Source organism: Streptomyces sp. NRRL WC-3549, from assembly GCF_000721935.1.
Classification (GTDB): Bacteria; Actinomycetota; Actinomycetes; order Streptomycetales; family Streptomycetaceae; genus Streptomyces.
This window is the reverse complement of sequence record NZ_KL585383.1, coordinates 100,523-111,923: the sequence shown is the minus strand read 5'-3', so window position 1 is coordinate 111,923 and position 11,401 is coordinate 100,523. Positions and strand designations below refer to the sequence as shown.

Annotated in this window: 9 protein-coding genes; 7 read left to right on the top strand and 2 right to left on the bottom strand. The window is 70.5% G+C overall.

Going from position 1 to position 11,401, the window contains the following annotated elements; genetic code table 11:
* Nucleotides 1–1,040, top strand: a 1,040-nt coding sequence (locus tag IH13_RS0102680) for an IucA/IucC family protein (protein WP_031080718.1), incomplete at its 5' end; no start/stop codon positions are given.
* A gap of 136 nt (nt 1,041–1,176) precedes the next feature.
* Nucleotides 1,177–3,144: an ATP-dependent DNA helicase gene (locus IH13_RS0102675; RefSeq protein WP_031080717.1), complete on the top strand. Its 1,968-nt coding sequence runs from the start codon at nt 1,177–1,179 to the stop codon at nt 3,142–3,144.
* Nucleotides 3,145–3,677: 533 nt separating this feature from the next.
* Here IH13_RS0102675 and lexA read toward each other — a convergent pair.
* Nucleotides 3,678–4,475: a transcriptional repressor LexA gene (lexA, locus tag IH13_RS0102670; RefSeq protein WP_014048742.1), complete on the bottom strand. Its 798-nt coding sequence runs from the start codon at nt 4,473–4,475 to the stop codon at nt 3,678–3,680.
* Between the two features lie 551 nt (nt 4,476–5,026).
* Between lexA and nrdR the strand changes: the two genes are divergently transcribed.
* Together nrdR and IH13_RS0102660 are read left to right on the top strand one after the other, a co-directional pair.
* Nucleotides 5,027–5,536: a transcriptional regulator NrdR gene (gene nrdR, locus IH13_RS0102665; RefSeq protein ID WP_031080714.1), complete on the top strand. Its 510-nt coding sequence runs from the start codon at nt 5,027–5,029 to the stop codon at nt 5,534–5,536.
* A 160-nt stretch (nt 5,537–5,696) separates the two neighbouring features.
* The gene (locus tag IH13_RS0102660) at nt 5,697–8,609 is read left to right on the top strand and encodes a vitamin B12-dependent ribonucleotide reductase (RefSeq protein WP_031080712.1); all 2,913 of its coding nucleotides are present in this window, start codon (nt 5,697–5,699) and stop codon (nt 8,607–8,609) included.
* 145 nt (nt 8,610–8,754) lie between these two features.
* Here the strand turns inward: IH13_RS0102660 and IH13_RS0102655 are convergent, their stop codons facing one another.
* The gene (locus IH13_RS0102655) at nt 8,755–9,285 is read right to left on the bottom strand and encodes a TerD family protein (RefSeq protein WP_031080710.1); all 531 of its coding nucleotides are present in this window, start codon (nt 9,283–9,285) and stop codon (nt 8,755–8,757) included.
* A gap of 228 nt (nt 9,286–9,513) precedes the next feature.
* On the opposite strand from IH13_RS0102655, the gene IH13_RS0102650 reads away from it, so the two are divergent.
* The 3 genes from IH13_RS0102650 to IH13_RS0102640 form a co-directional block, all read left to right on the top strand.
* Nucleotides 9,514–10,119 carry a YdbC family protein gene (locus IH13_RS0102650; protein ID WP_031080702.1) on the top strand — a complete coding sequence of 202 codons (606 nt, stop codon included), beginning with the start codon at nt 9,514–9,516 and terminating at the stop codon, nt 10,117–10,119.
* A gap of 101 nt (nt 10,120–10,220) precedes the next feature.
* Nucleotides 10,221–10,880 carry a histidine phosphatase family protein gene (locus IH13_RS0102645; protein WP_031080700.1) on the top strand — a complete coding sequence of 220 codons (660 nt, stop codon included), beginning with the start codon at nt 10,221–10,223 and terminating at the stop codon, nt 10,878–10,880.
* Between the two features lie 12 nt (nt 10,881–10,892).
* Nucleotides 10,893–11,401, top strand: a 509-nt coding sequence (locus IH13_RS0102640; protein ID WP_031080698.1) for an ADP-ribosylglycohydrolase family protein, incomplete at its 3' end; no start/stop codon positions are given.

The following is an 11,401-nucleotide window of genomic DNA, read 5'->3' as shown; positions in this document are numbered from 1 at the left end:
CCCCCGCGATCGCCGCCGGTGACATCGTGCCCCTGCACAGCGACGAGGACCTCCGGCTCCCGCAGCAGTCCATCCGCACGTTCAGCAACGTGGGACGGGCCGACCGGCACACGGTCAAGCTGCCGCTGTCGATCCTGAACACCCTCGTCTACCGCGGACTGCCGACCGAGCGCACCCTCGCCGCCCCGGCGGTGACCGCCTGGGTCCAGGGCCTGTGCGAGGGCGACCCCTTTCTGCGGGACACCTGCGGGGTCATCCTGCTCGGTGAGGTCGCCTCGGTGGCCGTCGAGCACCCGCTGTACGACCATCTCCCCGAGGCGCCCTACCAGTTCAAGGAGATCCTCGGCGCGATCTGGCGGGAGCCGCTGCCGCCCCGGCTCGCGCCCGGGGAGCGGGCCAGGACGCTGGCCTCCCTGCTGCACACGGACCCCGGGGGCCGGGCCTTCACCGCCGAACTGGTCGCCCGCTCGGGGCTCGCCCCGCAGACCTGGCTGACCCACCTCTTCGCCGCGCTGCTGCCGCCGCTGCTGCACTTCCTGTACCGCTACGGCACCGTCTTCTCCCCGCACGGCGAGAACGCCATCGTCGTGTTCGACGCCAACGACGTGCCCGTACGCCTCGCGATCAAGGACTTCGTCGACGACGTCAACGTCAGCGCCCGCCGGTTGCCCGAGCACGACTCGATGCCCGACGAGGTCCGCCGCACGCTGCTGACCGAGGACCCCGGGTTCCTCACCCAGTTCATCCACTCGGGGCTCTTCGTCGGCGTCTTCCGCTATCTGTCGCCGCTCTGCGAGGAGCAACTGGGGGTCCCGGAGGACGAATTCTGGTCACTCGTCCGCGCCGAGATCCTCCGCCACCACGCCAGGTTCCCCGAACTCAAGGAGCGGTTCGAGATCTTCGACATGCTGACGCCGACCATCGAGCGCCTCTGCCTCAACCGTAACCGCCTGCACGTGGACGGTTACCGCGACCGGCCCGAACGGCCGCACGCCGCGGTCCACGGCCACGTCCCCAACCCGCTCCACCCGTCCGCGTGAGACCGGCTCCCTCCTCCGTGGGTCCCCGTCGCGCGTCCGGGCCCCCACGCGCGCCCGGCCCCCGCACACGTGGGGCCCGGCCGGGCGTCCGGGAGTGAGCGGCGTTGTCAGTGACGAGCCGTAGGGTGGACGCGCTATGACGAAGCCATCTCTCCCCGACCTCCTCCACGCCGCCGTCACCGCCGTCGGCGGTACGGAACGGCCCGGCCAGGCCGCCATGGCCGAGGCCGTCGCCGAGGCCGTCGACGACAACGCCCACCTGCTGGTCCAGGCCGGTACCGGCACGGGCAAATCCCTCGGGTACCTGGTGCCCGCGCTGGCCCACGGGGAGCGCGTCGTGGTGGCGACCGCCACCCTGGCCCTCCAGCGCCAGCTGGTGGAGCGGGACCTCCCGCGTACGGTCGAGGCGCTGCATCCGCTGCTGCGCCGGCGCCCGCAGTTCGCCATGCTCAAGGGCCGGTCGAACTACCTCTGCCTGCACCGGCTCCACGAGGGGGTCCCGCAGGACGAGGAGGACGGGCTGTTCGACCAGTTCGAGGCGGCCGCGCCGTCCAGCAAGCTCGGCCAGGACCTGCTGCGCATGCGCGACTGGTCGGACGACACGGAGACCGGGGACCGGGACGACCTCACCCCGGGCGTCTCGGACCGGGCCTGGGCACAGGTCTCGGTCTCCTCGCGTGAGTGCCTGGGCGCGTCGAAGTGCGCGTACGGCGCCGAGTGCTTCGCCGAGGCGGCGAGGGAGCGGGCGAAGCTCGCCGACGTCGTCGTCACCAACCACGCCCTGCTCGCCATCGACGCCATCGAAGGCGCCCCGGTCCTCCCGCAGCACGAGGTGCTGATCGTCGACGAGGCCCATGAGCTGGTCTCGCGGGTCACCGGGGTGGCCACCGGCGAGCTCACCCCGGGCCAGGTGAACCGGGCGGTGCGCCGGGCGGCCAAGCTGGTCGACGAGAAGGCGGCCGACGCCCTGCAGACCGCCTCGGAGGGGTTCGAGCGGGTCATGGAGCTGGCGCTGCCGGGGCGGCTGGAAGAGGTCCCGGAGGACCTCGGCTACGCCCTGATGGCGCTGCGCGACGCGGCTCGTACGGTGATCTCCGCGCTGGGCTCGACCCGGGACAAGTCGGTGCAGGACGAGGACGCCGTCCGCAAGCAGGCGATGGCGTCGGTCGAGTCCGTCCACAGTGTCGCGGAGCGCATCACCCAGGGCTCCGAGTACGACGTCGTCTGGTACGAGCGCCACGACCGCTTCGGCGCCTCCGTGCGGGTCGCCCCGCTCTCGGTGTCCGGACTGCTGCGCGAGAAGCTCTTCGCGGAGCGCTCGGTGGTCCTGACCTCGGCCACCCTCAAGCTGGGCGGCGACTTCAACGGTGTGGGGGCGTCGCTCGGGCTCGCTCCGGAGGGCACGGCCGGCGACGACGTCCCGCAGTGGAAGGGGCTGGACGTCGGGTCCCCGTTCGACTACCCGAAGCAGGGCATCCTGTACGTCGCCCGGCACCTGGCCACACCGGGCCGCGAGGGGTCCCGTACGGACATGCTGGACGAGCTCGCCGAGCTGGTGGAGGCGGCGGGGGGCCGCACCCTGGGTCTGTTCTCGTCGATGAGGGCGGCGCAGGCCGCGGCGGAGGAGTTGCGCGGGCGGCAGGACAGGCCCGTTCTCCTCCAGGGTGAGGAGACGCTCGGTGAGCTGATCAAGAACTTCGCCGCGGACCCGGAGACCTGCCTCTTCGGCACCCTGTCGCTCTGGCAGGGCGTCGACGTCCCCGGAGCGAGCTGCCAGCTCGTGGTCATGGACCGGATCCCCTTCCCCCGGCCGGACGACCCGCTGATGAGCGCCCGCCAGAAGGCCGTAGAGGAGGCCGGGGGCAACGGGTTCATGGCGGTCGCGGCCACCCACGCGGCGCTGCTGATGGCCCAGGGGGCGGGACGGCTGGTCCGTGCCACAGGGGACAAGGGGGTGGTCGCGGTGCTCGACCCGCGGCTGGCCAACGCCCGGTACGGCAGCTACCTGCGGGCCTCGCTGCCCGACTTCTGGTACACCACGGACCGCAACCAGGTGCGGCGCTCCCTCGCGGCCATCGACGCGGCGGCGAAGGCCGCCACCTGAAGCCGGACGGGCAGAGCGCGCTCGTGCAGGCCGGATCACGGGGGCCGGGTGGGGAGCGGGGCGTCCCGCCCGAGACCCGGGCCGCGGTGGCGACGGGACCGCCTGGCCGGGAGCGTCTGTGGAAGCGGGGGCGTCCGTGGCGTGTGGGGGCGGACGGCCGTGCGCCATGCGGTCGGCCCGGAGGGCACGGCCGGGCGCATGGAGGTGTGCCGCCCGCAGCGCTCCCGCACGGGACGAGGAGCGCGCTCCGGCGGTGGCACCTGAAGGGGGCGGGTGACGAACGGCGGGTGATGGACGGCGGGTGACGAACGGCGGGTGACGCCGCGGAAGGGCAGTGCTATGTGCGGAGCGCTTCACGGCATGGGTCGCCGCCGGCGGGGACCGCGGTCGAGCCGTGAGGTTTCGGGTGCTCCGTCAGCCCGCGAGCCACCCGTCCGACTTGTGGCGTCCCCGCCGAAGCCGAGCGGCCTCCTCGAACAGGCCCTGGGAGCGGCGTCACAAAGGCCCAGGGCCCGAAACAGGGACAGCGGCTTTCACACGCGCCGGAGCACAGCCACGACCTTGCCGAGGATGGTCGCCTCGTCACCCGGGATGGGCTGGTACGCGGAGTTGTGCGGGAGCAGCCACACATGGCCGTCCTCCCGCTTGAAGCGCTTGACGGTGGCCTCGCCGTCGAGCATGGCGGCCACGATGTCGCCGTTCTCCGCGACGGGCTGGCGGCGCACGGTGACCCAGTCACCGTCCATGATCGCGGCCTCGATCATGGAGTCACCGACGACCTTGAGGACGAACAGCTCGCCGTCCCCGACGAGCTGGCGCGGGAGCGGGAAGACGTCCTCGACCGACTCCTCCGCGAGGATCGGCCCACCGGCCGCGATCCGGCCGACCAGGGGGACGTACGAAGCGGCGGGCTTCCCCGTCGTGTCCGTCGGCTGTGTGCTCGGCTGGTCCGACCCGCGCACCTCGTACGCACGGGGGCGGTGCGGGTCGCGGCGCAGGAAGCCCTTGCGCTCCAGGGCCATCAGCTGGTGGGCGACGGACGAGGTGCTGGACAGACCCACGGCCTGGCCGATCTCCCGCATCGACGGCGGGTAGCCGCGCCGCTGCACCGAGTCCCGGATGACCTCGATCACGCGCCTCTGGCGGTCGGTGAGCCCCGAGCTGTCCGCCCGGATGCCTGGGGGCCTCCCGGGCAACGACCTCGCGGGTCGCGCGGGCTCTGGCCCCTCCGGGTTCATGGCTGCGTCATTCATGGCATGCACCGGCTCAAGTCGGCTCTGGGAGCGGTGGTCCTGGGCGGTGATGGTGGCACTGTCAGCGGTGGTGGTCACGTCGGCCCCTCTCGAGTGTTCTCCCTAGTTAGGCAACGGTAGTAGCTTTCGAAAGGTTGCGCCAAACACACGTTCGAGTGAAAAACGTATAAAGGTCTGTCGCGGGTATGTCGTGAGGTGTATGGGTGACCTCGCCGAGGGTGGGGCGAGCGGGCCGCCGCCGAACCCGCCCACGGAGGCGGCGCGCGGTGGCTTCCGCGGCGCCTCGCGGGCCACGGCGCGCACCGGCCGGCGGGCCGGTGCGCGCCCCTGTCGGGGCCCCGCGCCAGTCTGCCATTCCGGGGACCCGTGAGCGGATCGGCCCCGCGTTTCCCGTACCCTCGTGCAGGGCCGTACGCTGCCTCCGAAACGCCCTGGCGCGCGCGACACGCCTTGGGGCTCTACCGCAGTGAAACCCTATATCTAGTGGTTGGATTGCTGCGATCGCCTAGAAGTAGTGGTCCCGGGTCCTTGAGGGCCGGATCCATCGCCTATGCTTGCTGCTGCCCGGCCAGGTCCGTGAGGGACCCGGTGAGGCTATTCAGTCGTGCTGCGAAGGAGGGTTCGAAGACATGCACTGCCCCTTCTGCAGGCACCCCGACAGCCGGGTCGTCGACAGCCGCACCACGGACGACGGGACGTCGATCCGGCGGCGGCGCCAGTGCCCCGACTGCACGCGTCGCTTCACCACGGTGGAGACGTGCTCGCTGATGGTGGTCAAGCGCAGTGGCGTGACCGAGCCCTTCAGCCGGACGAAGGTCATCTCCGGTGTCCGCAAGGCCTGCCAGGGGCGTCCCGTCACGGAGGACGCCCTCGCGAAGCTCGGCCAGCGGGTCGAGGAGGCCGTGCGGGCCACCGGGAGCGCCGAGCTCACCACGCACGACGTGGGGCTGGCCATACTCGGTCCGCTGCGGGAGCTCGACCTCGTCGCCTACCTGCGCTTCGCATCCGTGTACCGGGCGTTCAACTCGCTCGACGACTTCGAGGCCGCCATCGCGGAACTCCGCGAGCAGCGGCCACCCGCGGGGGAGCGGGGGAGCGGAGAGATCCTCGAAGCCCCCGCCGCCGTCGCCGCCGACTGATCACGGGGCCGGCTCCGGCGGGGTCCGGCCGGACCGGCGGCGGGCGGTACAAGACCTGCTCCGGGGCGCTGTGCGCGGCGCTCCGGAGTATCAGACACACACTGTGCCCTGGGAAGATCTGGGCACTTCAGGGCGTTTTTGCCCACATATGGGAGGCGGCATGACAGAGACGGCGAGCGGCCCGGCACGAGGTTCCCGAACCAAGGGAGCCAAGTCGACTGCGAACAAGCAGGGTCTGCGCATCGAGCGCATCCACACCACCCCCGGCGTGCATCCGTACGACGAGGTGGCCTGGGAGCGCCGTGACGTCGTCATGACCAACTGGCGCGACGGCTCGATCAACTTCGAGCAGCGTGGCGTCGAGTTCCCCGACTTCTGGTCGGTGAACGCGGTCAACATCGTCACCAGCAAGTACTTCCGGGGGGCCGTCGGCACCCCCCAGCGCGAGACCGGTCTGAAGCAGCTGATCGACCGGATCGTGAAGACGTACCGGAAGGCCGGCGAGGACCACCAGTACTTCGCCTCCCCCGCCGACGCGGAGATCTTCGAGCACGAGCTGGCCTACGCCCTCCTGCACCAGATCTTCAGCTTCAACTCGCCGGTCTGGTTCAACGTCGGCACGCCCCAGCCGCAGCAGGTCTCGGCCTGCTTCATCCTGTCCGTCGACGACTCCATGGAGTCGATCCTCGACTGGTACAAGGAAGAGGGGATGATCTTCAAGGGCGGCTCCGGGGCCGGTCTGAACCTCTCCCGCATCCGCTCCTCCAAGGAACTCCTCTCCTCGGGCGGCAACGCCTCCGGTCCGGTCTCCTTCATGCGCGGTGCCGACGCCTCCGCGGGAACGATCAAGTCGGGTGGCGCCACCCGCCGCGCGGCCAAGATGGTCATCCTGGACGTCGACCACCCCGACATCGAGAACTTCATCGAGACGAAGGTGAAGGAGGAGGAGAAGATCCGCGCCCTGCGCGACGCGGGCTTCGACATGGATCTGGGCGGCGACGACATCACGTCCGTCCAGTACCAGAACGCCAACAACTCGGTCCGCGTGAACGACGAGTTCATGAAGGCCGTGGAGGCGGGCGGGAAGTTCGGTCTGCGTGCCCGGATGACCGGTGACGTCATCGAAGAGGTCGAGGCCAAGTCCCTCTTCCGCAAGATGGCCGAGGCCGCCTGGGCCTGCGCCGACCCGGGCATCCAGTACGACGACACGATCAACGCCTGGCACACCTGCCCGGAGTCCGGCCGGATCAACGGCTCGAACCCCTGCAGCGAGTACATGCACCTGGACAACACCTCGTGCAACCTCGCCTCGCTGAACCTGATGAAGTTCCTCAAGGACGACGGCGAGGGCCACCAGTCCTTCGAGTCCGAGCGCTTCGCCAAGGTCGTCGAGCTGGTCATCACCGCGATGGACATCTCGATCTGCTTCGCGGACTTCCCGACGCAGAAGATCGGTGAGAACACCCGCGCCTTCCGCCAGCTCGGCATCGGCTACGCCAACCTCGGCGCCCTGCTGATGGCGACCGGCCACGCGTACGACAGCGACGGCGGCCGCTCGCTCGCCGGCGCCATCACCTCGCTGATGACCGGCACCTCCTACCGCCGCTCCGCCGAGCTCGCCGCGGTCGTCGGCCCGTACGACGGCTACGCCCGCAACGCCGAGCCGCACCAGCGCGTCATGAAGCAGCACGCCGACGCCAACACCAAGGCCGTCCGCGTGGACGACCTGGACTCGCCGGTCTGGGCCGCCGCCACGGAGGCCTGGCAGGACGTGATCCGCCTCGGCGCCAAGAACGGCTTCCGCAACTCCCAGGCCTCGGTCATCGCCCCGACCGGCACCATCGGTCTCGCGATGTCCTGCGACACGACCGGCCTGGAGCCCGACCTCGCGCTGGTCAAGTTCAAGAAGCTGGTCGGCGGCGGCTCGATGCAGATCGTCAACGGCACGGTTCCGCAGGCCCTGCGCCGTCTCGGCTACCAGCCGGAGCAGATCGAGGCGATCGTCGCCCACATCGCCGAGAACGGCAACGTGATCGACGCCCCGAGCCTGAAGACCGAGCACTACGAGGTCTTCGACTGCGCCATGGGTGAGCGTTCGATCTCGGCCATGGGCCACGTCCGGATGATGGCGGCGATCCAGCCGTGGATCTCCGGCGCGCTGTCCAAGACGGTGAACCTGCCGGAGACGGCCACCGTCGAGGACGTCGAGGAGGTCTACTTCGAGGCCTGGAAGATGGGCGTCAAGGCGCTCGCGATCTACCGCGACAACTGCAAGGTCGGCCAGCCCCTCTCCGCCAAGAAGAAGGAGAAGGAGAAGGCCGAGGTGACCGCGGAGACCGAGGACACCATCCGTGCCGCGGTCGAGAAGGTCGTCGAGTACCGCCCGGTCCGCAAGCGTCTGCCCAAGGGCCGCCCCGGCATCACCACCAGCTTCACGGTGGGCGGCGCCGAGGGGTACATGACGGCCAACTCCTACCCGGACGACGGTCTCGGCGAGGTCTTCCTGAAGATGTCCAAGCAGGGTTCGACCCTCGCGGGCATGATGGACGCCTTCTCGATCGCCGTCTCGGTGGGCCTGCAGTACGGCGTGCCGCTGGAGACCTACGTCTCCAAGTTCACCAACATGCGCTTCGAGCCGGCCGGCATGACGGACGACCCGGACGTGCGGATGGCGCAGTCGATCGTCGACTACATCTTCCGCCGCCTGGCGCTCGACTTCCTGCCGTTCGAGACGCGTTCCGCACTCGGTATCCACTCCGCCGAGGAGCGCCAGCGCCACCTGGACACCGGTTCGTACGAGCCGTCGTACGGGGACGACCACATGGACGTCGAGAGCCTGGCCCAGTCCGCCCCCGTGCAGGCGGCCGAGCCGCTGAAAGCGGTCACGGTGACCGAGGAAGGCTCGGCGACGCAGCCCGCCCCCAAGACGGCCCACACCTCGGCCGAACTGGTGGAGATGCAGCTCGGCATCAGCGCCGACGCCCCGCTCTGCTTCTCCTGCGGTACGAAGATGCAGCGCGCCGGGTCCTGCTACATCTGCGAGGGCTGCGGCTCGACCAGCGGTTGCAGCTGACCGGGGACGACCGTCCCGGGCGCGTCGGTGTGATCCGTACGCGTGACTGACCTGCAGCACACGAAGGGGACCGGCCACGGCCGGTCCCCTTCGCCGGTTCGTGCCGTCAATCCGGCCGTTCCCCGGGCGCCGGGCCCGCCGGACGTCAGCCGGCGCGGCCGCCCATCGCCGCGGCGAACGCCTCGGGGTCGGCGTCGAAACCGCGGACGGCGGCCCGCAACTCCCAGGCGCCCGCCGCGTCCCGGGCGAACTCGGCGACGACGGCGGCCGTGGCGGTGGGCACGGTGGAGAAGTCGTCCTCGAACAGGGTGGCGTAGCCCTCACGGACCTCCACGGCCGTGTTCTCCACCTCGCCGAAGGTCTTGCGGCCGTCCCGCTGCTGGATCGCGACTCCGACGACGACCCTGGAGTACGTCTCCGACAGCCGGTCCAGTTCGAGCGTCATCACCTCGTCGAAGCCGAAGCCCTGTCCGGTCCTGCTGTCGCGGTCGAGGGTGATGGTGCCGTCGGGTGACCGGCTGTCGAAGTGCACGAGGTAGGCGGGGCTGCCGAACGGCTCGTCCGCCGTGTACGCGCCCGCGATGATGTCGAGGTCGTTGGCCGCCTCACCGGCCGCGCTGGGGTCCCATTTGATCCGCACCTCGACCTTGTCGAGGTCCTTGTTGGGCGTGCTCATCGGACTTCCCTCCTTGCCGCCGGCCGGCGCCCTCCGGATGGCGCCGCTGCGCAGGTCGGCAGCTTCCACTCCGATGATGTCGGCAACGTCGCGCGGAGCCAACCGTGTTGGGTTCTTGCGGCGGATTCGGGCCACCGCATGGCCGGGGATGATCGGTGGCGGCGGCACCGTCGTACCGGACCGGGACGGGAGTGACGCACGCCACCCCTCGCCCCGTACGATGGCGCGGTGCTGGTCAAGTGGATGCGCTGCACCGTGGTGGACCGTCGAGGCTTCGAGCGGGGGCAGCGTAAGTGGGCCGAGCTGCTCGGCGAGCCCGGATTCCTGGGGCAGGGCGGTGGGTGGAGCCGAGGACGCCCCGACGTCGCCCACGTCTTCGCGTTCTGGGAGAACCGCGTCTTCTACGACTCGTTCATGGCCCGCGGTCACGACCGGCCGGCCGCCGAGCAGGCCGGCACGTACAGGGACCCGCAGGTCAAACTCTTCGAGTACCGGTTCGACGTGAAGACGGGGTTCGAGCCGCACTTCACCGACGCGGACGTGGTCCGGGTGGCCCACAGCCAGGTGCGCGAGGATCGCGTCGACCACTTCGCGCTCATGCAGGAGAAGGTCTGGAACCCCGCCATGGCCGGTTCCCCCGGCATGCTGCGGGGACTCTTCGGGGAGGCCCCGGGACACGAGTTCCTGGTCCTGTCGATGTGGCAGTCCGGCGCCGAACGCGGCAAGTACCGGCCGGAGAGCGCCGCCCGGCTCTCGGCCCGCGCGGAGACCGAGAGGGACGTCGAGGCGCTGACCGGTGACGTGGTGCAGCTCGAACCGTCCTGGACGGTGTGACGGGCACCCGCGCCGCCCGTCCCCGGGTTCCCTTGGTCACATATGGCCCGTGGCTCCCGCGCGACTGCTCGATCACGCCGGATGCCCTCTAGGGTCGTCACATGGCACGACCGCAACGCATCGTCCTCGTCCGGCACGGCGAGTCCGAGGGGAACTCCGACGACTCGGTGTACGAACGCCGGCCCGACCACGCCCTGGGGCTGACCGCGAAGGGGCGGCGGCAGGCCCGCGAGACCGGCGCCGAGCTGCGCGAGGTGTTCGGGGACGAGCGGATCAGCGTCTACGTGTCCCCTTACCGGCGCACCCACGAGACGCTCGGATCGTTCGGCTTCGACCCCTCGCGTGTACGGATCCGGGAGGAGCCCCGGCTGCGCGAACAGGACTGGGGCAACCTGCAGGACCGGGAGGACGTCCGGCTGCAGAAGGCGTACCGGGACGCGTACGGGCACTTCTTCTACCGCTTCGCCCAGGGGGAGTCCGGTGCGGACGTGTACGACCGGGTCGACGCGTTCCTGGAGAGCCTGTACCGCAGCTTCGAGGACCCCGGCCATCCCCAGAACGTCCTGCTGGTCACGCACGGTCTGACCATGCGGCTGTTCTGCATGCGCTGGTTCCACTGGTCGGTGGCGGAGTTCGAGTCGCTCTCCAACCCCGGGAACGGTGAGACGCGGACGCTGCTGCTCGGACCGGACGGCCGCTACACGCTCGACCGGCCTTTCGTGCGGTGGCGTACCCCTGAGCCGTACGGCCCCACCGGATAGAGTGGAGCGGCGATGACCGCTGATTCCGTTTCCGACAGGCGCTTCGAACGCGCCCTTGCCAGCCTCCGTGGACTCTCCGTGGGGGATGCCCTCGGCTCCCAGTTCTTCGTCCCGGCCAACTATCCGCTGCTCAAGGAACGAGAGCTGCCGCCCGGCCCGTGGCAGTGGACCGACGACACCGAGATGGCGTGCTCCGTACTCGCCGTACTCGCCGGCCACCACCGCGTCGACCAGGACGCTCTCGCCGAATCGTTCGCCCGGCACCATGACTTCGACCGTGGCTACGGGCCCGCCGTGAACCGCCTGCTGCGGCTGGTGAGGGAGGGCGGGGACTGGCGGCAGCTGGCGTCCGCGCTCTTCCAGGGGCAGGGTTCCTGGGGCAACGGCTCCGCCATGCGCATCGCGCCCCTGGGCGCCTGGTACGCGGACGACCCGGAGCAGGCCACACACCAGGCGGAGATCTCCTCCTACACCACCCACCAGCACCGGGAAGCCGTCGTGGGCGCGATGGCCGTGGCGGC

What these genes read in the sequence shown, in the direction of transcription:
- IH13_RS0102660 (WP_031080712.1), top strand. Translation starts at nt 5,697, where the DNA reads ATGACAGAGACGGCGAGCGGCCCGGCACGAGGTTCCCGAACCAAGGGA.
- IH13_RS0102645 (WP_031080700.1), top strand. Translation starts at nt 10,221, where the DNA reads ATGGCACGACCGCAACGCATCGTCCTCGTCCGGCACGGCGAGTCCGAG.
- nrdR (WP_031080714.1), top strand. Translation starts at nt 5,027, where the DNA reads ATGCACTGCCCCTTCTGCAGGCACCCCGACAGCCGGGTCGTCGACAGC.
- IH13_RS0102675 (WP_031080717.1), top strand. Translation starts at nt 1,177, where the DNA reads ATGACGAAGCCATCTCTCCCCGACCTCCTCCACGCCGCCGTCACCGCC.
- IH13_RS0102655 (WP_031080710.1), bottom strand. Translation starts at nt 9,285, where the DNA reads ATGAGCACGCCCAACAAGGACCTCGACAAGGTCGAGGTGCGGATCAAA.